Origin of the sequence: Pigmentiphaga sp. H8 (assembly GCF_003854895.1) — a bacterium.
In the GTDB taxonomy this organism is placed as follows: domain Bacteria; phylum Pseudomonadota; class Gammaproteobacteria; order Burkholderiales; family Burkholderiaceae_B; genus Pigmentiphaga.
In genome coordinates, this window is sequence record NZ_CP033966.1 from 1,763,263 (window position 1) to 1,787,499 (window position 24,237).

Sequence of the window (24,237 nt, forward strand, 5' to 3'; positions counted from 1 at the left end):
ACCAACACTGTTGTGCTTCTTCCAATTGGGCAGGTTGTTCGAGCCTGCGACGCAGCAACCCTGCGCGCGATCAACACCCCGCCAACAAGTTAAAGCCTGACGACCATAGCAAGGTGGTCCCACTCCTTCCCATCCCGAACAGGACAGTGAAACGCCTTTGCGCCGATGATAGTGGACGGACGTCTGTGAAAGTAGGTCATTGTCAGGCTATCTACAACCAAAACCCCCGACCGGGACTCCGGCCGGGGGTTTTGTCTTTTACGCGCCCCTTTTCTTAATCGCGGATGCGGGAACCGTCGGGTAGAAAACGTTCGCTTCGTATGACGGCGCCGGACGCATCGTAGCTGCGTTCGGATAATCGGCCGCCGCGCGCGTCATACGTCACTTCCCGCTTGAGCTGGCCCGCTGCGTCATATTCCTTGTGTGTGCCCACCGGGCGGAACTGTCCCTGGAAAACCCCCGCAGATAGCAGCTTGCCCTGGTCGGAAAACCGTTCCACGTACTTGCCAGGCAGTCCCCCGGGTTCGCGCACGGATTGATCCACGCGGGTTTCCTTGACTTGGCCGTTCAGGTACCAGGCCGTTCCCTTGATTTCATTGCCCCCCACGAAGGTCTGGTCGCGCAAAGGCTTGCCGTTTTCGCTCCATTCCCGTTCGATGGCTTCCGTGACCGTCTTGCCGCCGCGAGTTCGCTGGCGCTCGATGGATTCGTAGATCAACTGGCCGTTGCGGGCGTATTCCTTGGTATGTTGGCCGTCGTCCACGGGCTGGACCACGGTCTGGCCGGCCAGCGAGGTGTTGCGTTCGGCGTGGGACGTGGTGGCAAGGAGCGCGATGGCAAGCGCTGCCGCGCAGGCCGTCAGGTGCCGCGGTGAAACCTTCATGGACGAGGACCTCTGGATGCGATCCTCAACCATACCTTCCAGGGCGGCGGCTTGTCGCGGCCGCCCCGTAAATCAGTGTTACCGCGTGCCGAGGATGGACGCGTCGTAGATCGCCGACAGCGGGGCTGACTCGGGCGTGATCAGGCCGTTCTCGATATAGTGGTTGCGCATTTTCTCTATGGTCGACAGCTTGATCTTGCCCGAGGGATTCAGCGATACGGTGGCGAACAGCCTTTCGGCCATGGCCTGGTCCACCTTGAACAGCTTCATCAGGCGGTCGAGGTTTTCCTGGCGCGGTGCCTTGTCGATGTGCTGGACGGCCTCGAAGATGGCCGTGGCGGCTTCCCGGACGAGCCCGGGTTTCTCTTTCAGCGTGCTGCGCTTGGCCAGAACCACGTAGGGGTCCCAGTCCGTGCCCACGTAGTCGGAGATCTTGGCCATGCTGTGCAGCAGGTTGTCCCGGTCGGTCAGGATGCCCGTATGTTCGGTCGTGACCCAGATGTCGGCCTTGTCTTCCCTGAGCGCCGTGTAGTTGGTGCCCACGCCGCCGGTGGGCACATAGACGATGTCGTCCGGGCTGACCTCGAGCGACTTCAGGAAGAGATCGACATAGAAGCGGTCGGTGCCCGCCATCTGGGTGACGGCGAAGCGCTTGCCCCGGAGTTCGGTCAACGCGATGGGCTTGTCCGCCAGCGTCCACATATGCCATTCGGCCCGGGTGCCGAGGTCGCCGATGATGGTGAACTGGACGCCTTTGCTCAAGTAGTTGATGGTCGCGCCCATGCCATACAGGCGGACGTCGCAGTTGTTTTCCGCCTCGGGCGTCCATTCGCGGCGATCATCGATGGGGACGGGGTCGACGGGCTTGATGCCGTGCTTGTCCCAAAGCCCCAGGTCCTGGATCGTCGCGTTGATCAATGCGGTGCCGGGAACGGTCCGCACGCCTATCTCATAGGTGAAGGCAGTGGGCTCGCTGGCGGCCGGAGCGGGGTCGCCGTCGCCGCCACAGCCGGGTAGCCAGGCGGCGGCCGGAAGCACGGCCATGGTCTTGAGCAGGCGCCGGCGTGCCGGTTGCAGGGTGGAGGCGTAAGGGGAAAGCGGAAAACGCTGCATGGGATGTCTCCTGGGTGGGGGGGAGGTCAGGCAACCGTACCGACGACCGACGCATCGAAGATCGCGTCCAGCGGCAGGGCATTGCGTTTGATCACGCCGGTGTCCACGTAGTGGTTGCGCATCTTTTCTATCGTCGACAACTTGATCTTGCCGGCCGGATTCAGCGACACCGTGGACAGCAGCTTGCCGGCGACGGCCTCGTCGACCTTGAAGCGCTGCATCAGGCGGGTGACGTTTTCCTGGCGCGGTGCCCGGTCGATGTGCCGGACGGCTTCCAGGACGGTGGCGACGGCTTCCTTCACCAGCGCCGGCCGTTCAGCCAACGTGCGCCGCTTGGCGACGATGACGTAGGGATCCCAGTCCTTGCCGACGAAGTCGGAGATCTTGGCGACGCTGCGCAGGCGGTGCTCGCGGTCGATCAGGATGGCGGCGTGTTCGGTGGTTACCCAGATGTCGGCCTGGCCGTTGCGCAGCGCCTGGTAGTTCTGCGGTACGCCGCCGGTGGGGACCAGGGTGACGTCGTCCTGGCTGACGCCCAGCGACTTCAGGAACAGGTCGACGTACAGCCGGTCCGTGCCCGACAACTGCGTGACCGCGAAGCGCTTGCCCTTGAGCTGCCGGGCGTCGACGGGACGGTCGGCCAGGGACCACATGTGCCATTCGGCACGCGTCCCGAGATCCGCGACGATGACGAAGTCCACCCCCTTGCTGAGGTAGTTGATGGTCGCGCCCATGCCATATAGCCGCACGTCGGAATGGTTTTCTTCCTCGGGGCTCCAGGTCCGCCGATCGCCGCCGCCCAGCGGAGGCGGCACGACGGGCTTCAGGCCGTGCTTGCGCCACAGGTCGAGGTCCTGGGCGGTGGCATCGATCAGGGCCGTGCCCGGTACGGTATTCACGCCCATGGTGAAGGTGAATTCGGTCAGGCCCGTCTGGGCGGCCCGGGCGGGCAGCCAGGCCGCGGTGGGCAGCAGCGCGGCCGTGGCCAGCAGCCGGCGGCGGGTGGGTAAGAAGGGGAAGTCCATGCTCGCTGTCTCCTCTGTGAATGTTTTGTATATAAAAATAGTTTTCGAATACTAAACTTTCACGGATCACGGCGGCAAGTCAGGTCATTCCCTGCGTTCGGGGATTTTCATAATCTGGACCAAATGGTCCGGCATGCTGGCGCAAGCGGGCGAAAGGGAGCAAAGGCCGTCGGGGAAGTCCGTGGCCAGGATTTCCCCTAGAAAAGGGCGGGAGATGGGCGCCACACTAAAAGTTGCACTTTCGCCCGCCATTGGGGGCGAGTGCTTACAAGCAGCTAATAGGCGGTGTCAGCGGGAGATAAAAATTTTGCGTATTTCGCAAGCAAGGCACGGGTCGGAACGCGTCTTATTTTTTTACATATTGAATTGTGCGCCCAGTTATGCAATAACGCTCGTACGCCAACGTTAACGGCGGCGCCGCAGGGAACTTTAGCGTTCGTTTTCCGTGCGCCGACGCATTACGCCGTTTTCCGTGTGCGGGCTTTGCTTCGATTCTGGCTGTGTTGTCCATGGCGCGCCGCCGGCGCGCTGGTATCCAATTTAGTCACTGAGCTGTCCCGCCATGTCCTACCTCACGGATTCTTCCAAGTTGTCCGGCTTCTGGAGCGCGCGCTCGCAAGGGTTGCACCGGTTCTGGTGGGGGTTGCGCTACGCCCAGCCCATGACCCTGCTGGGCGCTCACCTGGGCCGCAAGGATGAGTATCTGGCCTGGTTCAACACGGTCGAGACGCCCGTGCTGCGCCACCCGGCCAGCCACTGGGCCTTCTGCCAGCGGCCGCCGAGCATGGTGGGTGCGCAGGCCTTCCATTTCTTCGGTGTGGAACGGGTGCTGTCCGACAATCGTGGCTGGCACTGGCGGCCCTGGGGCGAGAACTGGCTGCACAACCTCCATGCCTTCGACGACCTGGTGGCCGATGGCGCGGAAGGCCGTTTCGAATGGCACGAGAAACTGGTCACCAACTGGATCGTGGCCAATACGCCCGGCAAGGGCGTGGGCTGGCGGCCGCACAGCTTGTCGCGGCGCATCGTGAACTGGGTCAAGTGGGACCTGGACAAGCGCGGGCTGAACGAAGTGGGGCGGCGCAACCTGGTCGTGCAGGTGCGTTTCCTGCGCCAGCGGCTGGGTGCGTCGATGACGGCGGCCTATCCCACGAAGGCGGGCAAGGCGCTGCTGTTCGCCGGGGCCTTCTTCGACGGGGCGGAAGCGGCGGCGTGGCGCAAGACGGGGCTGTCCGTGCTGCGCACGGCGCTCAAGCCCAGCTACATGCGGGCCCGCCTGGGCGGGGGCGATGCCTATCGCATCGCGATCATCGAAGACCTGCTGGATGTCATCCAGCTCGACAAAGTCTATCCGGGCCTGCTCGGCCGGGACGAGTTGGCGCGTTCGCAGGACCTGGTGCTGCCGCTGTTGGCGATGGATGGCGAGCGCCGCGCCGCGCCCGGCCTGGACGAGGCCGAGCCCGTGTTCTTCGCCGAACCCAGGGTGCAGGCGCTGCGGCAGTACGCGCAGCGGCTGGGCCTGAGCGCGGCCGCCTGATTTCTTCCAGCGACTCCTTACCCCCTTACAATAGGCGCTCCTCCGCAAAGGAGGGGTGCCGGCGTTCGCCCGCCCCGCATGCCGGGCATCTTCTTCGTGGGGCCTAGTCCGAGTCTGTCCATGCTTCGCACATCGCTTGCTTCCGGTTTCCTCGGTTTGTCGATCCTGCTGGCCGCGCCCGCGCACGCCGCCGACCCGCTGCGCATCGGCGAGATCAACAGCTACAAGGCGCAGCCCGCCTTCCTCGAACCCTACCGCAAGGCCATGCTGCTGGCCCTGGAGGAAGTCAACGCCGCCGGCGGCGTGAACGGGCGCCCGCTGGAGCTGTTGATCCGGGACGACAACGGCGTGCCGGGCGACGCGGTGCGCGCGGCCGAGGAACTGGTCTCGCGCGAACGCGTGGCGATGCTGGCCGGCGGCTTCCTGTCCAACATCGGCCTGGCGCTGGGCGACTATGCCCGGCAGCGCAAGGTGCCGTTCCTGGCCAGCGAGCCGCTGACCGACAAGATCACCTGGGCCAACGGCAACCGCTATACCTTCCGCCTGCGGCCGTCGACCTGGATGCAGGTGTCGATGCTGGTGCCCGAGGCGGCCAAGCTGGGCAAGAAGCGCTGGGCCATCGTCTATCCGAACTACGAGTACGGGCAGTCGGCGGTGCAGACCTTCAAGACGCTGCTCCAGGCCGCGCAGCCCGGTGTCGAGTTCGTGACCGAGCAGGCCACGCCGCTCGGCAAGCTCGACGCGGGACCCGTCGTGCAGGCGCTGGAAGCCAGCAAGCCGGACGCGATCTTCAACGTGCTGTTCGCCACCGACCTGACCAAGTTCGTGCGCGAAGGCGCCACGCGCGGCCTGTTCAAGGGCCGTGAAGTGGTCAGCCTGCTGTCGGGCGAACCCGAGTACCTGGAGCCGCTGAAGGACGAGGCGCCCGAGGGCTGGATCGTGACGGGCTATCCCTGGTATGCGATCAAGACGCCCGAGCACCAGCGCTTCCTGGATGCCTATCGGAAGAAGTACGGCGAGCCGCCGCGCCAGGGTTCGGTGGTGGGCTACGTGACCATCCATGCCGCGGCCGAAGCGCTGCGGCGCGCCGGCGGCACCAATCCCGAGAAGATCGTCGACGCATTCCGCAACATGCCGCTGTCCTCGCCGTGGGGACCCATCGTGTTCCGCGCGCAGGACAACCAGTCGACGCTGGGCGCCTTCGTTGGGCGGACCGCGCTGCAGGGCGCCGGGGCGCAGCGTACGGGCGTCATGGTGGACTTCCGCTATGCCGACGGCGCCAGGTACCAGCCCACCGATGCCGAGGTGGCGAAGTTGCGGCCGGCGCGCTGAGCGGTGCTGGCGCAACTGCTGAACGGGCTGGCCAGCGCCAGCAGCCTGTTCCTGCTGTCGCTGGGGTTGACGCTGATCTTCGGCGTGTCGCGCGTGGTCAATTTCGCGCACGGCTCGCTGGCCATGCTGGGGCTGTATCTGGGCGTCACCCTGGCCCAGGCACTGATCCCGCTGTGGGGCGCCCTGGGGTTCTGGGGCGCGGTGGCGGGCGCGGCGCTGGCGGTGGCCGTGGTGGGCGCGCTGATCGAGCGCGGCGTGCTGCGCCGGCTCTACGGCAGTCCCGAACTCTTCCAACTGGTCGCCACCTTCGCGCTGGTGCTGATCATCCGCGATGCGACGCTGGCCGCCTGGGGCGCCGACGACCGGCTCGGGCCCAAGGCGCCGGGGCTGACGGGCGTACTGGCTCCCGGCACGCTGAACCTGCCGTCGTATGACTTCGTGCTGATGGCGATCGGCCTGCTGGTGCTGGCCGGCGTGCAATGGATCATGGCGTCCACGCGCTGGGGCCTGCAATTGCGCGCCGCCACCGAGGACCGCGAGATGGCGCTGGCCGTGGGCGTGGACGAGCGGCGGCTGTTCACACAGGTTTTCGCGCTGGGCGCCGGCCTGGCGGGGCTGGCGGGGGCGTTGCAGATGCCGCGCGAGCCGGCGTCGCTGGCCTACGATCTGCAGGTCGTGGCCGAGGCCTTCGTGGTGACGGTGGTGGGCGGCATGGGCAGCGTGGTCGGCGCCTTCGTGGCCGCGATGATGATAGGCGTGGTCAAGGCGGCCTGCGTGGCGCTGGGGACGGTGTCGATAGGCGGCCTGGAACTGGTGCTGCCCAAGCTGACGCTGGTGATCGAATTCCTGCTGATGGCCATCGTGCTGGCCTTCCGGCCCTGGGGGCTGTTCGGACGGCCGGTGGCGCCGCCGCGCGCGGCGCGCGCCGAGCTCAATCCGCTGCCGCCGCCCACGCGCCGCGGCGGCCTGTTGCTGGCCGCGGGCGTGGCGGCGCTGGCGCTGTTGCCCTGGCTGGCCGGCGACATGGCTTATGTGCTGGTCCTGGCCGTGGATGTCCTGATCGCCGGTCTTTTCGCCGCCAGCCTGTATGTCCTGATGGGGCCGGGCGGCGTCCATTCGTTCGGCCATGCGGCCTTCCTGGGCCTGGGGGCCTATGGCGGGGCGCTGGCCGCGCCGCTGGTGGCGGCCGTGCTGCCGGGGCTGGCCGACTCGGGGCCAGGCGGCATCGCCAGCATCCTGCTGTGCCTGGCGGCGGGCATGCTGCTGGCGCTGGCCGGCGCGGCGGTGTTCGGTTTCGTCGTGCTCAGGGCGGCCGGGGTCTACGCGGCCATGCTGACCCTGGCTTTCGCCCAGATCACCTGGTCCATCGCCTTCCAGTGGGATGCCGTGACGGGAGGCAGCAACGGCCTGTTCGGTTTCTGGCCCCAGGGGTGGCTGGCCACGCGCGAAGGGTTTTACTGGTTCGTCCTGGGCGTGGCATGCGCCGGCGGCCTGCTGCTGCGGCACCTGATGCACGCGCCTTTCGGGCTGACGCTGCGCATGGTGCGCGATGCGCCGCTGCGCGCCGAGAGCCTGGGCCTGCCGGTATTCGCGGTGCGCTGGACGGCTTTCATGCTGGCGGGGGCGCTGGCGGGCGCCGCAGGTGTCCTGACGGTGTTCGCCAAGGGCTCGGTCGCGCCCGACCTGCTGGCCATTCCCCGGTCGGTCGACGCGCTCGTCATGGTCCTGCTGGGCGGCCTGCAATCGCTGGCCGGCCCCTGGCTGGGCGCCCTGGCCTATACGGTGGGGCAGGATTTCCTGGCGCGCGCGACCGAATACTGGCGCGCCGCCGTCGGGTTGGCCATGCTGGCGGTGATCCTGCTGGCGCCGGGAGGGCTGACCGGCGTCAGGCGGCTGGGAGGCCTGGCCACGTGGGGGCGGGCGAGCGAAGGGAGGGCGCCGCGATGAAGCTGGTCGTCGCGGGTCTGTCCAAGTCGTTCGGGGCCGTGCGGGCGGTGGATGACGTCGGATTCACGCTGGAAGGCGGCCAGATGCTGGCCTTGATCGGTCCCAACGGCGCGGGCAAGAGCACCTGCTTCCAGTGCATCAACGGCCAGCTCCAGCCCGATGCCGGCCGCATCGTGTTCGATGGACGCGATCTGACCCGCCTGGGCGTGGCCGCGCGGGCCCGGCTGGGCCTGGGGCGGACGTTCCAGATCGCCCAGGTGGCGGCGTCGCTGAGCGTGGGCCAGCATGTCGCGCTGGCGCTGGCCGCCCGCGCCCCTGGCGTCTGGCACGATGTGCGCGGCCGCGGAGCGGGCGTGGACCCGGCCGAGCTGCAGGCCTGGCTGGAACGCTTCGATCTGGGGGCGCTGGCCGGCAGGCTGTGCGGAGAACTGCCCTATCCCGAACTCAAGCGCGTGGAGCTGGCCAGCGCGCTGGCCCTGAAGCCCCGTGTGTTGCTGATGGACGAGCCCACCGCGGGCATGACGCGGGCCGACCGGCGCAGCCTGATGGCCATCGTGAAGCAGGAGGCCGCCGGCGGGCTGGCGGTGTTGTTCACCGAACACAGCATGGACGTGGTGTTCGGCTTTGCCGACAAGGTCCTGGTCCTGGTGCGCGGCCGCGTGATTGCCGAAGGGGCGCCCAGGCAGATCGCCGAGGATCCGGCGGTGCGGGCGGCCTATCTGGGCACGGCCGAGGCGGGGGAGCCGGCATGACGGCGTTGTTGCAGACACGCGCGTTGTGCGCCTTCCATGGCCGGGCGCAGGCGTTGTTCGACGTGGATCTGGACGTCGGAGCGGGGGAAATCGTCGCCCTGGTCGGCCGCAACGGTGCCGGCAAAAGCACGCTGATGCGCGCGCTGGCGGGCCTGGTCGAGACTTCCGGCGAGGTGTTGCTGGATGGCCAGTCCATGGCCGGCTGGCGTGCCGACAGGCGGGTGCATGCGGGCCTGGCCTGGGTGCCGGAGGACCGGCGCATCTTCACCCAGCTCACGGCGCGGCAGAACCTGGAGGTGGCCATGGGCCGGCCGCGTCCGGGCGCCGAACCCTGGACCGTGGAGCGGGTCTGCCGCCTGTTCCCGGAGCTCGAGCCGCTGGCGCATCGCCCGGGGGGCGCGCTGAGCGGCGGCGAGCAGCAGATGCTGGCGATCGGCCGGGCGCTGATGACCCAGCCCCGGGTGATCCTGCTGGACGAGCCGTCCGAGGGCGTGGCCCCCATCGTGGTGCAGCGGCTGGTGGAGGCGATACGCGTCCTGCGCGGGCAGGGGCTGGCGATCCTGCTGTCCGAGCAGAACGAGGCGCTGGCCGCCCCGCTGGCGGACCGGAACCTGTACATGGATGACGGCGTGCTGGGGTTGGCTTCGCCCGGGGCGCCGGGGTAGGGACCCTGGGCACCGACGGGTCCGGGCCGGGTGGCTCGTCCATATAGTTGTTATCGTCAACAAAGTAGTGTATAAAAACAACTATCGTAGGCCACCAGACATCCAGGGGTTCGCATGAGCAGTGCATATTCCACCATCCGCGTCGAGGTCGAGAACCACGTCGCCACGCTGACACTGAACCGGCCCGAGAGCCGCAACGCGCTGAATACGGCCATGTGCGGCGAGCTGATCGCCGCGACCGAGGCGCTTGCCGCCGACGAGGCCGTGCACGTGGTCGTGATCCGGGGAGAAGGGCCGGTGTTCTGCGCCGGCGCCGACCTGAAGGAGCGCAAGGACATGTCCACCGCCGAGCTGACCGCGCGCCGCGTCAAGGGCTTCACCGCCTACGCCGCCCTCGAGCGCCTGCCGCAGGCGGTCATCGCCGTGGTGCATGGCGCGGCCTTCGGCTCGGGCTGCGAGATCGCCGGCGCCAGCGACTTCATCCTGGCCTCCACCGAGGCGAAGTTCCGCTACCCGGAGGTCGGCTGGGGCACCATAGGCGCCACGCAGCGGCTGCCGCGCATGGTGGGCACGCGCATGGCCAAGGAGCTGCTGTTCACCGGCCGCACCGTGGAGGCGCAGGAAGCCAAGGCCATCGGTCTGGTGAACCACGTGTACGAGCCGGCGGAACTGGAGGCGCGTGCCATGGAAATGGCCCGCCACATCGCCGCCGCCGCGCCGCTGACGGTCAGGCTGACCAAGCGCTGCGTGGACCAGGGCGTGGAGACCACGCGCGAGGGCGCGATGGCCGTGGAGCTGCTGGCCATCGAGGAGAACCTGCGCCACAGCGACTGGAAGCGCGCGATCTCGGGCTTCGGTGCGGGAGCGCAGAAAAATGCTTGATCGGCCCACCACGCTCTATCGCACGCTGGAACACACCGCCCGCGAGTACGGCTCGCGCGAGGCTTTCGTCTGCCAGGCCGACCGCCTGACCTGGGAAGAGGTGCTGGCCGGCACCCGCCGCATCGCCGCCGCGCTGCACGCCAGCGGCGTGCGCAAGGGCGACCACGTCGGGATCATGCTGGGCAATGGCGCCACCTGGCTGCAGACCTTCTTCGCCTGCGCGACCCTGGGCGCGGTGACCGTACCGGTCAATACCCGCTTCAAGACCGACGAACTGCAGTTCTGCCTGAAGCAGGCGGACGTGAAGCTGCTGGTGTTCGCCGACGCGTTCCTGGGCATCGATTTCGTCCAGTTGCTGACCGCGGTCGAGCCGGCGCTGAATGCCGGCCTGCCCGGCCAGGCGCTGCCCGAGCTGCGCCGAGCCGTCATGGTGGGCGACGGCCCCTGCCCGGCGGGCGCCGAGCGCTACGCGGATTTCCTGGCCCGGGGCCAGCAGGTGGCGCCCGATACCATCGAGGCGGTGGCCGCCGGAATCACGCCCGACGATCTGCTGCTGATGCAGTTCACCTCGGGCACCACGTCGTTCCCCAAGGGCGTGATGCTGACTCACTCCAACATGCTGACCAACGCGTGGGCCGCCGGCCAGCGCATAGGCGTGCGCCACGACGATCGCTATTTCAGCATCCGGCCGTTCTTCCACGTCTCGGGCACGACGCTGTCCGTGCTGGTCAGCCTGGTGGCCGGCTGCTGTCTGCTGACGCTGCCCAAGTTCGACGTGGCCGAGACGCTGCGCGTGATGGACGAGGAAAAGTGCACGCTGACCTCGGGCAACGACACCATCTTCCTGATGATGATGGGCCATCCCGATTTCGATCCCAAGAAGCTGCACCTGCGCGGCGGCTGGGCGGCGGCGGGACCCGAGGTCATGCAGCAGATCCGCGACGTGATGGGCGTGGACCACGTCTGCAACGCGTACGGGCAATCCGAGGCTTCACCCAACGTGATCATGTCGTCGCGGGATGACCCCTTCGAACTGCGCGCCCATGGCTGGGGACTGCCACATCCCGGCACCGAGGTGCGCATCGTCGACCAGGACAGCGGCGAGGTCCTGCCTCCGGGCGGCCAGGGCGAGATCCAGGTGCGGGGCTGGCACGTGATGCGCGGCTACTACAAGATGCCCGAGGCGACCGCCAAGGCGCTGACGCCCGAAGGCTGGCTGCGCACGGGCGACCTGGGCGAGATGTCGCCGGAGGGCCGGCTGCGCATGGTCGGCCGGCTCAAGGACATGTATCGGGTCGGCGGCGAGAACGTCGCGCCGGCCGAGGTCGAGGAGACGCTGCACGCGCATCCCGCGGTGCAGATGGCCCAGGTGATCGGCGTGCCCGACGCGCGCCTGGGCGAGGTGACGGCGGCCTTCGTGCTGCTCAAGGAAGGCAAGCAGGCCGAGCGCCAGGAACTGATCGACTGGTGCAAGGCGCGCTGCGCGAACTTCAAGGTGCCGCGCTACCTCGAGATCGTGGATACGTTCGACAATATCGGCATGACGGGTAGTTCCAAGGTCCAGAAGAACAAGCTCAAGGCGCATGCCATCGAGCTGTTCGGCCTGGCGAACGTCCATGGCGCGAAGGGAGGCTAGACCGATGAGCGACGTTACGCTTTGCGAATGCTTTGCCCGGGATGGCTTGCAGCACGAGGAAACCTTCATCCCGACCGCCACCAAGGTGGCCTTGATCGACCGCTTCGCCCGCATCGGCTTCCAGCGCGTCGAGGCGACCTCGTATTCGAATCCCAAGGTCGTGCCCCAGTTCGGCGATGCCAGCGAGCTGCTGCGCACGCTGCCCCGCCGCGACGGGGTCTGGTACAAGGCCACCTGCGCCAACGTGCGCGCCGTGGAGCGCGCGGTGGCCGACCTGGACGCCGGCTTCGGCGCCAACGAGATCAGCCTGCTGGTGTCGGCCAGCGAATCGCATTCGATGAAGAACCTGCGGCGCAGCCGCGCCGACCAGTGGCAGAACGTGGCCGACATGGTGGCGGCATCGCAGGGGCGTTTCCGCATGATCGGCACGGTGTCGGTCGCCTGGGGCTGTCCCTTCGAGGGCCGGGTGTCGGCGGACAGCGTGCTGGAGGACGTCAGGCGCTTCGCGCAATTGGGCGTCATGCACGTGGCGCTGGGCGACACGACCGGCATGGCTTCGCCGCGGACGGTCAAGCAGTTGATGTCAGCGGTGCACGCCGAACTGCCGGACGTGGCGACGGTGGCGCACTTCCACGATACGCGCGGCACCGGCCTGGTCAACTACGTGGCGGCGCTGGAGGCGGGCTGCCGCTATTTCGACTGCGCGTTCGGCGGCGTGGGCGGGCATCCGGCCAAGGTCAAGTACGGCGGCGGACACACCGGCAACGTCTCGACCGAGGACCTGGTGAACCTGTTCGAATCCATGGGCGTATCCACCGGCATCGACCTGGCGGGGTTGATGGAAACCGCGGCGATGTGCGAGGAAGCCCTGGGCCGCACGCTGCACAGCCGCGTCGCCCAGAGCGGGCTGAATCCCCTGCTGGGGGTGGCCGCGCATGGATAGTCCCGAGTCCTGCGCGGTGCTGGAGCCCGAGGCGGTCATTCCCACCGGCCCCCTGGCGGGTTCGGCCCTGGCGCCATTCGCCGCGTGGCTGGGCATTGCCGTGCGCGAGGCCGACCTGGGCCGTTCGATGCTCGTCATGACCGCCAGCGCGCGGCTGGCGAACCGGCGCGGGGTCATCCATGGCGGGGCCATCGCCACGCTGATGGATTCGAGCATGGCCATTGCCACGCGCACGATCGAATCCGGCCTGGAGACCTCCGGCACGGTGGACCTGAACATCCATTTCATCGCGCCGGGCCGGGGCGACCTGACGGCCCGCGCCGAGGTCAAGCATGCCGGCGGGTCCATCGCCTTCTGCCAGTGCGAAGTGCGGGACGAGGCGGGTACGCTGGTCGCCACGGCCATGAGCAGCTTCAAGCTGAGGCGGCCCAAGTCGTCCCCGGCCGGGCCCGAGTGAGGTAAATTCCTGCGTTCACCTATCGAGAAAGACGTATGACAAGACCCGTTCCCGCGAATCTCAAGGAATTGTTTTCCTACCGCCTGAACCGCCTGGCCTTCGTCTCCAGCCGCATCGCCGCACGGGTGAACGAGAGCCAGTACGAACTGGGCTCGCGCGACTGGCGCATCGTCGGGTTGCTGGGCGCGTTCGCCCCGCTGTCGCTCAATGCGCTGGCGCACGAGGCCAACATCGACAAGAGCCAGGCCAGCCGCAGCGTGGCCGAGCTGATCGAGCGCGGCCTGGTCAAGCGGGGCGCCGACGAATCGGACGGACGGGGTGTGCGGCTCGACCTGACCCCGCAGGGCCGGGCGCTGTACCGCAAGGTGTTTCCCAAGGCGGTCGATCGCAACGAGAAGATGCTGTCCGTGCTGACCGACGAAGAACGGGAAGTGCTCGAGCGGGCGATCGACAAGCTGACCGAGCATACGATCGGGTTGCTGGAAGAACTCAAACCCCCCCGTACGCGCTGACGCGCGCCCCCCAGGGGGCGGGCGGCGGGGGACCGGCGGAGCCGGATCCCCCGTGCCCTGGTCTGGGGCGATTTTCTCAGGGGGTGGCAACGGGGCTGTGGGGGAGTTTTCCGTCCATATAGTTGAATTTATCAATTAAGTAGTATATAAAATCAACTATATTGGAAACCACGAGCATGAGCATGTCTGAACTCCTGATTGAGACCCGAGGGGCCGTCCGTATCCTGACGATGAACCGGCCGGAGAAGCACAATGCGTTGAATACCGCGCTGACGCAGGCGCTGGTGGATGCGCTGTGGCAGGCCGAGCGGGATGCCGAGGTCAATGCGGTGGTGCTGACGGGGGCGGGCAAGTCGTTCTGTGCCGGCGCAGACACGTCGGAGTTCAGCGCGCTGGTGCCCGAGGATCCCCAGGCCGTCAATGCGCGCGCCGACCTGACCACCGGGCTGCACCTGGCTTTCTCGCGCATGTCCAAGCCCGTCGTGGCCGCGGTGCGGGGCAATGCGCTGGGCGGGGGCGCCGGGCTGGCCATCGCCTGCGACCTGACCGTCATGGCCGAGAACGTCCGCTTCGGCTATCCCGAACTCAAGCACGGCATCGTCGCGGCCGTGGTGATGTCCAACCTGGTCCGCCAGCTGGGCCGCAAGCATGCGTTCGAGCTGCTGGCCATGGGCGAGCCCATCAACGGTCCGCGCGCGCTGGCGCTGGGCCTGGCCAACCGGGTCGAACCCGACGACCGGGTGCTGGAAGCCGCGCTGGAAGTCGCCGCCAAGCTGGCGAGCTGGAGCCCCATCGCGATGGGGACGACCAAGCGGCTGTTCCACCGCGTGGCCGAGCTGACGCTGGAAGAAGGTCTGGCCGCCGGACGCGACACCAACGTCATCATGCGGGGCTTCCGCAAGGCGGCGAAATGACGCGTCCGCTGGAGAACGTCACCATCCTGGACCTGTCGCGGGTCCTGGCGTGCCCCTTCGCCACGATGATCCTGGCCGAGCTGGGCGCGACGGTGATCAAGGTCGAACAGCCCGGCACCGGCGACGAGACGCGCGGTTTCGAACCCAAGGTCGAGGGCGAGGGCGGTACCGAATCGGCCTATTACATGGCCTTCAACCGCAGCAAGCAGTCCATTACCGTCAACCTGCGCAGCGCCGAAGGGCAGGATCTCATCCGCAAGCTCAGCGCCCAGGCCGACGTGGTGCTGGAGAATTTCCCGGTCGGCACGCTGCAGCGCTACGGGCTCGACTACGCCCGCCTGTCCCAGGACAACCCCGCGCTGGTCTACGTTTCGTGCACGGGCTTCGGCATGACCGGCCCCTACGCGCCCCGCAAGGGCTACGACACCGTGTTCCAGGCCATGGGCGGCATCATGAGCCTGACGGGCGAGCGGGGCGGGGGCCCTGTCAAGCCAGGGCTCCCGGTGGCCGACCTGACCTCGGGCCTGTGGGTCGCGATCGCCATCCTGTCGTCCCTGATGGGGCGGCAGGCCACGGGCAAGGGCTGCCACGTGGACTTCTCCATGCTGGACGGCCAGGTCGGCCTGCTGTCGCTGGCCGCGGCGCGCTTCTTCGCGCTGGGCGAGGTGCCGCCCCGGCTGGGAACCGAGCATCCGGGCCGCGTGCCGTCGGCGGCGTTCCGCTGCCGCGACGACAAGTGGGTGCAGGTCACGGGCAGCGACCAGCACTGGAAGCCGCTGTGCGATCTGCTCGGCCTGCACGAGTGGGCCGAGGATCCGACCCTGGTGCGCAACATCGACCGGGTCAACCGCCGCGAGGAGGTGATGGCCGGCTTGTCGGCCGCCGTCGCGCGCTTGGACCGCGACGAATTCTGCCGGCTGTGCGACGAGGCCAAGGTGCCGGCCGGCCCGATCCTGAGCGTGGACGAGGTGCTGAGCAATGAGCACGTGCTGGCGCGCGGCATGGTGCGCGAGTTCGCGCATCCCCAGCTCGGTTCGTTCAAGGCGCTGCCGGTGCCGTTCAAGTTCGACGGCTTCGACGACCCCAGCCTGGGGCGGCCGCCGCTGCTGGGCGAGCACACCGACCAGGTGCTGGCGGACAGGCTGGGCCTGGGCAAGGAGGACATCCAGGCGCTGCGCGAAAGAAAGGTCATCTAAGGCCGTGCCGGCGACAGCCGGATCTCGCCTCTTCCGGCGGTACGAGGCCGGAGGAGGCCTAAAACCAGGAGACTCACATGAAGCTGTTCAAGCAATCGTTGTTGGCGGCGGCGCTTGTGCTGGCCGCCTCGGGGGCGCAGGCCCAGTCCTATCCGGCCAAGCCCATCGTGCTGGTCAATCCCTATGCGGCGGGCGGTCCGGCCGACCTCGTGGCGCGCAGCCTGGCCAAGGAGCTGGGCACCGAGCTGGGGCAGCAGGTGGTGGTCGAGAACAAGGCGGGCGGGGGCGCGACCATAGGCGCGGCCTACGTGGCGCGGGCGGAGGCGGACGGCTATACGCTGCTGTTCGGCACCGCGGCGGCCCACATCGTCACGCCGCTGATCCAGCCCACGCCCTACGATGGCATCAAGGATTTCACTTTCATCGCGCTGGCGGCCAACCAGCCCAACCTGCTGGTGGTGAACCCCTCGGTCAAGGCCAATACCGCGAAGGAGCTGATCGAGCTCGCGCGCAGTAATCCCGGCAAGCTGAACTACGGTTCGTCCGGCACCGGCACCTCGCCCCACCTGGGCGGGGAACTGATCAAGCAGCAGGCCAAGATCGACATGGCGCACATCCCCTACGGCGGCGCGGCGCCCGCGATTACCGATCTGGTGGCCGGGCGCCTGCAGGTGGGCGTGATGAACCTGTCGGGCGAACTGCCCTTCGTGAAGGCCGGCAAGCTGCGGGCCCTGGCCTATGCGTCCAAGACCCGCTCGCCGCTGCTGCCCGACGTGCCCACCTTCGCCGAGGCGGGCCTGGGCGGCGCGGAATCCGCGTCGTGGTATACGGTGGCGGCGCCCAAGGGCACGCCCGCGGCGGTGGTGAACAAGCTCAACGCCGCGCTGAACGCGGTCGCCAGGAAGGCGGAGTACCGCAAGCTGATGGAGGCCCAGGGCACCGAGCTGGCCACGCTCTCGCCCGAGGAAACCACGCGTTTCGTCGTGGACGACGCCCAGCGCACCAAGGACCTCATCAAGTCGGCCAACCTCAAGCTCGAATGACCATGACCGCCAACACCCCTCGCACCCCGGCCTCCACGATAGACCGCGTGGACATCATCGCCTGCTCGCAGCGCCAGGATGATCCCAGCTGGCGCTTCGCGCGCGGCACCATCACCCACGTGGACGGCTGGATCGTGGCGCTGACCGCGCGCAACGGCCAGGTGGGGTATGGGCACGTGCTGGGCACGCCCATCTTCAAGCCCGACACGGCCCGCATCGAGCCCGTCCTGGAAGCGCTCCGGCGCGAGGCACAGGGGCAGGACGCGTTCGCGCTGGAAACCCTGCACCGCCGGCTGGAAGCGGTGGCCGGGGCGGAGGTCTGCGCGCTGTCGGGCTTCGTCTGCGCGGTCTACGACCTGCAGGCCCGGATGCTGGGCATTCCCCTGCACGTGCTGCTGGGCGGCAAGGTGCGCGATACCGTCGAGGCCTCGCGCATCGTCTCGATCAAGTCGCCCGAGGACATGGCCGAACAGGCCGCCAAGCTGGCGCGGCAGGGCTATCGCTATCTCAAGCTGAAGCTGAGCGGCGAGTCGGAGCTCGACCTCGCCCGCGTGCGCACCGTGCGCGAGCGGCTGGGCGAGGCCGTCACGCTGACCGTGGATGCCAACCAGGCCTACCAGGCCGACGAGGCGATCCGCGTGTGCGAGGCGCTGCGGCCGATGGGCGTGGCGATGATGGAGCAGCCGGTGCCGGCGGCGGACATCGAAGGATTGTGCCGGGTGCACGCCGCGGGCGCGCTGCCGATCGAAGCGGACGAGGCCATCGCCGGGCTGCCGGGACTGGTGCGACTGATCGGCATGGGCGCCGCCGATTCCTACAACCTCAAGGTGCATTACCTGGGCGGGATACGCAACACGCTGATCGCGGTGCGCCTGTGCGAGGCGGCGGGCGTGGGCTACCGGTTCGGCGCCATCTTCGGGCCGCGCCTGCTGGCGGCCCAGGGGGTGCACGTGGCCAGTGTCGCCGGCAGCATCCACGCCGGCGCCGAACTGGCCGAGTTCGATCACCTGCTGGACGATCCGTTCGTCGGCCTGGAGGTCGAATCCGGCGAGCTGGCGGTGCCCGAGGGCCTGGGGTCGGGCGTGGACTACCAGCCCGCCAGCATCGGGCAGGCCTGAATCAGCGGATGCAGGAGGCGGCGCCGGCCAGGGCCGCTTCCGCGTCGCGCGCCAGCCGTTCGACCAGTTCGCCGGCAGGCTCCAGTTTGTCGATCAGGCCGGCGCTTTGCCCGGCCTCCACCTTGCCCAGCGCCACATCGCCGTCCTTGGCGGCTTGCCGCAGCGAGCTGCGGGCGAACAGGGCGTCCAGTTCCGCATTGTCGGCGCCGCGGTTGGCGGCCGCTTCGTACTCGGCCGAGAACGCGTTCTTGACCATGCGGATGGGTGAACGGCCACGGCCGACGATGGCGGTGTCGCCGATGCCCGTGTTCAGCACCAGGTCCTTGTAGGCGGCGTGCAGGCCCGATTCGGGGGTCAGCAGGAAACGCGTGCCCAGCTGCGCGCCGCTCGCGCCCAGCGCCAGCATCGCCGCAATGCCCGCGCCGTCGGCGATGCCGCCGGCACCGATCACCGGTACCGTCACGGCGTTGACCGTCGCGCGCACCAGCACCAGCGTGCCGACCTCGTCCGGGCCGGGATGGCCGCCGGCTTCGCCGCCCACCGCGATCACGGCGTCCACGCCCGCGTCCTCGGCCTTGCGGGCGTGCAGCGGGTTGGCGGTGACCTGTATCCACGTCACGCCGGCTTCCTTGAAGCGGCCGATATGGGCCTTGGGCCCTCCCTGCGAGGCGATGATTACCGGCACTTCGGTTTCCAGCACGATGTCCAGGAATTCCGCCGCGCGCTTGTTGTACAGCGGCACGTTGACCGCGAAGGGCTGGCGCGTGCCGGCGCGCACACGGGCGATGGCGGCGCGCAGGTCGTCGGGATACATGGGGCCGGCGGCGATCACGCCCAGGCCGCCGGCCTCGGATACGGCCAGGGCCAGTTCCGCGTTGGACGAGGCCCAGCTCATGCCCCCCTGGACGATGGGATGGCGGATGCCGAGGAGGGAGGTCAGTCGGGTAGCAAGCATGATGAAGAGGACCGTGTTGGAGGATTCGTGGGGACGTTCAGCCGGCGGAGGCGCGGATCCGGTCGTTGACGTCGCGCGCGGCGCGCACCGCGTCTTCCAGTGTCAGCTCGTAGGCCTGCTGGAACGCGCGCTTGGAGGCCACGAGGCCGGCCGGCGCGAACTGGGCCAGGCGCTCGGCCAGCGCGAGCGCGGCGGGCAGCAGTTCCGCCTCGGGCACGACGCGGTTGATCATGCCCAGCGCGTAGGCGCGTTCGGCATCGATGGGGTCGCCGGTGGCCACCAGTTCGAAGGCCGCCTTGGGGCCCACCTGCCGGATCAGGTTGGGAATCAGCATGCCGGCCGAGATGCCGTGCTTGACCTCGGGATAGCCGAAGCGGGCGGCGGGCGCGGCCAGGACCAGGTCGCTGCCCAGCGCCAGGCCGGCGCCCGCGCCTATGGCCGGACCGTTGACGGCGGCGATGACGGGCGTGCCCAGGCGCGCCACGATGGTATTGATGTCGACCAGCAGGTCGCTGCGCCGGCTGGCCAACTCCGGTTGCTCGCGCGCCAGGCGGCGGGCTTCTTCCAGGTCGGCGCCGGCGCAGAAACAGCTGCCCCGGGCGGCGATGACCACGCATCGCGTGTCGGGATCGGCATCGGCGCCATTGAAGGCGTCGACCAGGCCTTGCAGCATAGCCAGGCCGAGCGCGTTGCGCTTGGGATGGCGGTTCAGCGTCAGCAGCAGGACATGGCCGTGTCGTTCGGCCAGCAGTTCGTTTTCCTCGACCACGGTGGCGTTTCCTTGAAATATAGTTGAGAAAGTAAACTATGTAGTTAATTTCGTCAACTTTATGGCGGGATGCCAACTCTGGCCGGGACGGGGCGCAAGACCGCCCCGGGGGGCTACAGGCCCAGCAGCTCGCAGGCCGCCGCGAACAATGCCTGTCCCGGGTCGGCCAGCCGGTCGCAGATGTCCAGATGGTGGCAGTCGGGCACTTCCAGCGTGCGCTTGACGTTGCGCGGCCAGCAGGCGGCGATCAGCCGGTTCTGGCGGCGGAATTCGTCCGTTTCCGATGCGCCGACCGCGGCGATCAGCGGTGTGCGGCGCTCGGGCACGAAATAGGCGGGCGACAGCGCGTCCACGCGCGCCGGCGTGAGTTCGAGATTGGCAAGGAACGGCGCCTTGGCGACCGGTTCGAGATCGTACAGACCGCTTAGCGCCAGTCCGCCGCTGACCAGGTCGGGCGGCAGGCCGGCGGACCAGGCCTGCCAGTGCGCGGCCAGCATCATCGCGGTCAGCTGGCCGCCGGCGGAGTGTCCGCTGGTCACGATGCGGCGGGCATCGAAACCCAGTTCGGCGGCATGGCGGTACAGCCAGGCGTGGGCGCGCAGCATCTGCCGCACGATTTCCTCGATGGGCGTGGCGGGCGCCAGTCCGTAGTCCACGATGGCCACGGCGGCGCCGCGCGCCACGTAGGCGGGCGCGATCCAGGAAAAGTCGGACTTGTTCAGCGCGCGCCAGTAGCCGCCGTGGATGAAGACCAGCAGCGGCGCGCCCGGCTTGCGGGGCGGGAAGTAGTCCAGGGTTTCGGCCGGCGCGTCGCCGTAGGGCAGTCCCAGCTGCGCGCCTTGCGTGCGCCGGGCCAGCGCGCCGTCGGCGGCCCAGCGGGCGGTATAGGTGGGATGGTCGGGGATGCGGGCGAGGTTGTTGTACTCGCGTTCGCAGAATGCGGACGTGAAGGCCGGATGGTCGTGCAGGGGATGGACGGGCATGGCGTGTCAGTCGGGTCGGGGCCGCGTGGGCCGGAAGCGGCGCGTTGGGGCGCCGCCCGCCAGTTTAACCACTCCGTCAGGGGAAGGTCCCGTCCAGGTAGTACCAGCGGCCGTTCTCGCGCACGAAGCGGCTGTTCTCGTGCATCCGCTGCGCGCGCCCCGCCAGCCTGCTGCGGGCCACGAATTCCACCGTGGCATGGTCGGCGTCGGACTGCGCCGAGGCCCGCACCTCCAGCCCCAGCCACTTCAGGCCGGGCGGGTCGGGTTCCAGGGCGGTCGGCCGGGTGGAGGGATGCCACGTTGCCAGGACATAGTCGTGCCGGCCCAGCACGTAGGCGCTGTAGCGCGACCGCATCAGCGTCGGCGCGTCGGGCGCCTGCAAGTGGCCGGGCCCGTGGTGCCACCGGCCGCAGCATTGCGCATAGGGGCGCGGCAGCCCGCAGGGACACAATTGGTCTACATTAACGCCTGACTTCATTTGCTCCGGTATCCGCCATGCTGTTTCTTCTTTCCCCCGCCAAGAAACTGGACTACGACACGCCCGCGCACGTCGAGACGTCCACCCAGCCCTTGTTCGTGGATCGCGCCAAGAAGCTCATCTCGGTGCTGAAAACCAAGTCCGCCGACGACGTCGCGGGCCTCATGAGCCTGAGCCCGGCGCTGGCCGAACTGAACGTGGCCCGCTACGCCAGGTGGACGCCGAAGTTTACGGCGGAAAACGCCAAGCAGGCGGTGCTGGCCTTCAACGGCGACGTCTACGAGGGGCTGGATGCCGGCAGCCTGACGGGCCGGCAACTGGACTGGGCGCAGGAACACGTGGTCATCCTGAGCGGCCTGTACGGCGCCCTGCGGCCGCTGGACCTGATGCAGCCGTACCGGCTGGAGATGGGAACGCGGCTGGCGACCCCCAAGGGCAAGAACCTATACGAATACTGGGGCAGCGAGCTGTCCGACTACCTGAACCAGCGCCAGGAGGCCGACAGGCATCCGGTCGTGGTGAACCTGGCTTCCGAGGAATACTTCAAGGCGGTCGACCGCAAGGCGCTGAAGGCCCGCGTGATCCAGTGCGTGTTCGAGGACTGGAAGGGCGGGGCCTACAAGGTGATCAGCTTCCACGCCAAGCGTGCGCGGGGCCTGATGGCCCGCCACGCCATCGAGAAGCGCATCGCCAAGCCCGAGGGCCTGCAGGGCTTCGATGCCGAAGGCTACGGCTACGACGCCTCGGCATCCAGCCCCGACCGGCTGGTGTTCCGCCGCAAGGCGGCCTGATCGGGGCGCGGCTGGCGCAGCAGCCGCAGCCCGTTGAACACCACCAGCAGGCTGGCGCCGGCGTCGGCGAACACCGCCATCCACAGGGTGGCCTCGCCGGCGAAGGTCAGCACGAAGAACACCAGCTTGATGGCCAGCGCGAACACGATGTTCTGCCACAGCACCCGCGAGGTCCCTTGCGACAGCCGGATGAACTCGGGCAGCTTGCGCAGGTCGTCCTGCATCAGCGCGACGTCGGCCGTCTCGATCGCGGTATCCGTGCCCGCCGCGCCCATCGCGAAGCCGATGTCGGCGCGGGCCAGCGCCGGGGCGTCGTTGACGCCGTCTCCCACCATGCCCACGGGCGCAGTCTGGCCCAGCGCCTCCACGGCGGCCAGCTTGTCGTCGGGCAGCAGGTTGCCCCGCGCATCCTCGATACCCAGTTCGGCGGCCACCGCGCGCACCGTGGCGGCGTTGTCGCCGGACAGGATCACCGGCTCCACGCCCAGCCGGCGCAGATCGGCCACGGCGGTCCGGCTCGAATCCCGGATCGTGTCGGCCACCGCCAGGATGGCCACGGCCACGTTGTCCTCGCACAGGATGACGGCCGTCTTGCCCTGGCGCTCCAGCGTCTCCAGCCCGGTTTCCAGCGCGTCGTCCGCCGCGCCCAGCTCGCGCGCCAGGCGCAGGCTGCCCAGCGCATAGGTTCTGCCCTCGATCCGGCCCGTGACGCCGCGTCCGGCCAGCGAGGCGAAATCCTCGACAGGCAGGGCGGCGCCGTCGTGGGCCGACACGATGGCATGCGCCACCGGGTGGGACGACAGCGCGTCCAGGCTGGCGGCCAGTTGCAGCGCGCGGGGTCTGGGCAGGGGCGAAGCGCCCAGCGGGACCACGTCGGTCAGGGTGGGCTTGCCGTGGGTGAGCGTACCCGTCTTGTCGAGGGCCAGGCGGCGCAGGCGGCGGCCCTGTTCCAGGTACAGGCCGCCCTTGATCAGGATGCCGCGCCGCGCGGCCGAGGCCAGGCCGCTGACGATGGTGACCGGCGTCGAGATGACCAGCGCGCACGGGCAGGCGATGACGAGCAGGACCAGCGCGCGGTAGACCGAGTCGAACCACGACATGCCCAGGACCAGCGGTCCGGCCAGCGCGACGACGATCGCCACCCCGAACACGGCGGGCGTGTAGACCTGGGCGAAGCGGTCGATGAAACGCTGCGTGGGCGCGCGCTTGCCCTGGGCGTCCTGCACGGTCTGCGCGATGCGGTCCAGCATGGTGTGTCCCGCGGTGGCCGTGACGCGGTATTCGAGCACGCCCTGCTGGTTGACGGTGCCGGCATACAGCGCGTCGCCTTCCTGCTTGGCCACCGGCATGCTTTCCCCGGTGATGGGGGCCTGGTCCACGCTGGACGCGCCGCCCACCACGATGCCGTCCAGCACGATGCGCTCGCCCGGCCGCACGCGCACCACGGCGTCCACGCCGATCAGCCGCGCGGGCAGTTCCTGCCACGAGCCATCGCCCTGGCGGACGAGGCCGCGTTCGGGCGCCAGGGCCGTCAGGCTGCGTATGGCATTGCGGGCGCGCGTCAGGCTGAGCGCCTCGATCATCTCGGCCACGCCGAACAGCCAGATCACCATGGCGGCCTCGGGCCATTGCCCGATCAGGGCCGCGCCGATCACCGCCACGGTCATCAGCAGGTTGATGTTGAGGGTGAAATGGCGCAGCGCCAGCCACCCCTTGCGCAGCGTGCCGAGGCCGCCCAGCAGGATGGCCGCCAGTGCCAGCACCGCCACAGGCAGCGAGGTATCGGCGCCGGTGGCGTAGGCCAGCACCTCCGAACCGATCGCGAAGGCGCCGGCCAGGCCCATGCGGACCCACGGCTGGCGCGGCGCGGCCTCGGCCGGCTGGTCTTCGGGCGCGGCGGACGCATCGATCGGCACTGGCGACATGTTCAGGCCGGCGATGGCCGCCATGATGGGCTGCGTGTCGTCCAGCACGTGGCCGACTTTCAGCGTGCGGCCGATCAGGTCGAACGACAGCGTGCGCACGCCGTCCATGGACTCGAGCGCCTTGCGCAGCAGCCGTTCCTCGGTCGGGCAGTCCATCTGTTCGATCTTGAACAGGGACGTGCGCAGTCCTTCGTCCGTGGCCGGCGAGGCGTCGCGGGGGCGGGTGGTTTCAGGCGCGGCCTCGGGGCCGTCGCAGTGGCAGTGTTTGCAGGAATCGGACATCCGTCGGCTCCATAGGCGTTACGGATCCATTTGAAACCCTGTAGCGGGTATAGAGTCAAGCGGGGACATAGGCGTATCCTAGGACGAGGAAACAGCCCC

23 protein-coding genes and 1 rRNA gene are annotated in these 24,237 nt (G+C 68.6%); 16 read left to right on the forward strand and 8 right to left on the reverse strand.

Going from position 1 to position 24,237, the window contains the following annotated elements; all coding sequences use genetic code 11:
• The first annotated feature begins 95 nt into the window (after nt 1-95).
• A 5S ribosomal RNA gene (rrf, locus tag EGT29_RS08320) occupies nt 96-208 on the forward strand.
• 66 nt (nt 209-274) lie between these two features.
• Here rrf and EGT29_RS08325 read toward each other — a convergent pair.
• The 3 genes from EGT29_RS08325 to EGT29_RS08335 form a co-directional block, all read right to left on the reverse strand.
• A complete protein-coding gene (locus EGT29_RS08325) occupies nt 275-883 on the reverse strand; it encodes a toxin-antitoxin system YwqK family antitoxin (protein WP_161567745.1) in 609 nt (202 codons plus the stop codon).
• A gap of 78 nt (nt 884-961) precedes the next feature.
• The gene (locus tag EGT29_RS08330; RefSeq protein ID WP_124688578.1) at nt 962-1,996 is read right to left on the reverse strand and encodes an ABC transporter substrate-binding protein; all 1,035 of its coding nucleotides are present in this window, start codon (nt 1,994-1,996) and stop codon (nt 962-964) included.
• Nucleotides 1,997-2,022: 26 nt separating this feature from the next.
• Nucleotides 2,023-3,021, reverse strand: coding sequence for an ABC transporter substrate-binding protein (locus tag EGT29_RS08335; protein WP_124688579.1), 999 nt, complete (start codon nt 3,019-3,021; stop codon nt 2,023-2,025).
• A gap of 562 nt (nt 3,022-3,583) precedes the next feature.
• Here EGT29_RS08335 and EGT29_RS08340 point away from each other — a divergent pair.
• The 14 genes from EGT29_RS08340 to EGT29_RS08405 all read left to right on the forward strand — a co-directional run bounded on the left by EGT29_RS08340 (nt 3,584) and on the right by EGT29_RS08405 (nt 17,955).
• On the forward strand, nt 3,584-4,558 hold the full coding sequence (locus EGT29_RS08340; protein WP_124688580.1) for a hypothetical protein: 975 nt from the start codon (nt 3,584-3,586) through the stop codon (nt 4,556-4,558).
• A 120-nt stretch (nt 4,559-4,678) separates the two neighbouring features.
• Nucleotides 4,679-5,890, forward strand: a complete 1,212-nt coding sequence (locus EGT29_RS08345) for an ABC transporter substrate-binding protein (RefSeq protein ID WP_124688581.1) — start codon at nt 4,679-4,681, stop codon at nt 5,888-5,890.
• Nucleotides 5,891-5,893: 3 nt separating this feature from the next.
• Complete coding sequence (locus tag EGT29_RS08350) at nt 5,894-7,837, forward strand: ABC transporter permease (RefSeq protein ID WP_124688582.1); 1,944 nt, start codon at nt 5,894-5,896, stop codon at nt 7,835-7,837.
• A complete protein-coding gene (locus EGT29_RS08355) occupies nt 7,834-8,589 on the forward strand; it encodes an ABC transporter ATP-binding protein (RefSeq protein ID WP_124688583.1) in 756 nt (251 codons plus the stop codon). The genes EGT29_RS08350 and EGT29_RS08355 overlap by 4 nt, the downstream gene beginning before the upstream one ends.
• Nucleotides 8,586-9,254, forward strand: a complete 669-nt coding sequence (locus tag EGT29_RS08360; RefSeq protein ID WP_124688584.1) for an ABC transporter ATP-binding protein — start codon at nt 8,586-8,588, stop codon at nt 9,252-9,254. The genes EGT29_RS08355 and EGT29_RS08360 overlap by 4 nt, the downstream gene beginning before the upstream one ends.
• A 114-nt stretch (nt 9,255-9,368) precedes the next feature.
• Nucleotides 9,369-10,136: an enoyl-CoA hydratase/isomerase family protein gene (locus EGT29_RS08365; protein WP_124688585.1), complete on the forward strand. Its 768-nt coding sequence runs from the start codon at nt 9,369-9,371 to the stop codon at nt 10,134-10,136.
• Nucleotides 10,129-11,772 (forward strand): AMP-binding protein, encoded by a 1,644-nt coding sequence (locus EGT29_RS08370; protein WP_124688586.1) that lies wholly within the window; start codon nt 10,129-10,131, stop codon nt 11,770-11,772. The genes EGT29_RS08365 and EGT29_RS08370 overlap by 8 nt, the downstream gene beginning before the upstream one ends.
• A 4-nt stretch (nt 11,773-11,776) precedes the next feature.
• Nucleotides 11,777-12,715, forward strand: coding sequence for a hydroxymethylglutaryl-CoA lyase (locus tag EGT29_RS08375; RefSeq protein WP_124688587.1), 939 nt, complete (start codon nt 11,777-11,779; stop codon nt 12,713-12,715).
• Nucleotides 12,708-13,172, forward strand: coding sequence for a PaaI family thioesterase (locus tag EGT29_RS08380; RefSeq protein WP_124688588.1), 465 nt, complete (start codon nt 12,708-12,710; stop codon nt 13,170-13,172). Before EGT29_RS08375 ends, EGT29_RS08380 begins: the two co-directional genes overlap by 8 nt.
• Nucleotides 13,173-13,207: 35 nt before the next feature.
• Nucleotides 13,208-13,684: a MarR family winged helix-turn-helix transcriptional regulator gene (locus tag EGT29_RS08385; RefSeq protein ID WP_124688589.1), complete on the forward strand. Its 477-nt coding sequence runs from the start codon at nt 13,208-13,210 to the stop codon at nt 13,682-13,684.
• A gap of 182 nt (nt 13,685-13,866) precedes the next feature.
• Nucleotides 13,867-14,598, forward strand: a complete 732-nt coding sequence (locus EGT29_RS08390; RefSeq protein ID WP_124688590.1) for an enoyl-CoA hydratase/isomerase family protein — start codon at nt 13,867-13,869, stop codon at nt 14,596-14,598.
• Nucleotides 14,595-15,794, forward strand: a complete 1,200-nt coding sequence (locus tag EGT29_RS08395) for a CaiB/BaiF CoA-transferase family protein (RefSeq protein ID WP_124688591.1) — start codon at nt 14,595-14,597, stop codon at nt 15,792-15,794. Before EGT29_RS08390 ends, EGT29_RS08395 begins: the two co-directional genes overlap by 4 nt.
• A 77-nt stretch (nt 15,795-15,871) precedes the next feature.
• The gene (locus tag EGT29_RS08400) at nt 15,872-16,837 is read left to right on the forward strand and encodes a tripartite tricarboxylate transporter substrate binding protein (protein WP_124688592.1); all 966 of its coding nucleotides are present in this window, start codon (nt 15,872-15,874) and stop codon (nt 16,835-16,837) included.
• 2 nt (nt 16,838-16,839) lie between these two features.
• Nucleotides 16,840-17,955: a mandelate racemase/muconate lactonizing enzyme family protein gene (locus tag EGT29_RS08405; protein ID WP_161567746.1), complete on the forward strand. Its 1,116-nt coding sequence runs from the start codon at nt 16,840-16,842 to the stop codon at nt 17,953-17,955.
• Nucleotide 17,956: 1 nt separating this feature from the next.
• On the opposite strand, the gene EGT29_RS08410 is transcribed toward EGT29_RS08405, so the two are convergent.
• The 4 genes from EGT29_RS08410 to EGT29_RS08425 all read right to left on the reverse strand — a co-directional run bounded on the left by EGT29_RS08410 (nt 17,957) and on the right by EGT29_RS08425 (nt 21,140).
• Complete coding sequence (locus tag EGT29_RS08410; protein WP_124688594.1) at nt 17,957-18,910, reverse strand: nitronate monooxygenase family protein; 954 nt, start codon at nt 18,908-18,910, stop codon at nt 17,957-17,959.
• Nucleotides 18,911-18,947: 37 nt separating this feature from the next.
• Nucleotides 18,948-19,679 (reverse strand): enoyl-CoA hydratase/isomerase family protein, encoded by a 732-nt coding sequence (locus EGT29_RS08415; protein ID WP_124688595.1) that lies wholly within the window; start codon nt 19,677-19,679, stop codon nt 18,948-18,950.
• 113 nt (nt 19,680-19,792) lie between these two features.
• On the reverse strand, nt 19,793-20,662 hold the full coding sequence (locus tag EGT29_RS08420) for an alpha/beta hydrolase (RefSeq protein ID WP_124688596.1): 870 nt from the start codon (nt 20,660-20,662) through the stop codon (nt 19,793-19,795).
• A gap of 76 nt (nt 20,663-20,738) precedes the next feature.
• Nucleotides 20,739-21,140: a YchJ family protein gene (locus EGT29_RS08425; protein ID WP_124688597.1), complete on the reverse strand. Its 402-nt coding sequence runs from the start codon at nt 21,138-21,140 to the stop codon at nt 20,739-20,741.
• Between the two features lie 17 nt (nt 21,141-21,157).
• On the opposite strand from EGT29_RS08425, the gene yaaA reads away from it, so the two are divergent.
• Nucleotides 21,158-21,931 carry a peroxide stress protein YaaA gene (gene yaaA, locus EGT29_RS08430; protein WP_124688598.1) on the forward strand — a complete coding sequence of 258 codons (774 nt, stop codon included), beginning with the start codon at nt 21,158-21,160 and terminating at the stop codon, nt 21,929-21,931.
• Here yaaA and EGT29_RS08435 read toward each other — a convergent pair.
• Nucleotides 21,874-24,138, reverse strand: coding sequence for a cation-translocating P-type ATPase (locus EGT29_RS08435; protein WP_124688599.1), 2,265 nt, complete (start codon nt 24,136-24,138; stop codon nt 21,874-21,876). The genes yaaA and EGT29_RS08435 overlap by 58 nt on opposite strands.
• Nucleotides 24,139-24,237 lie beyond the last annotated feature (99 nt).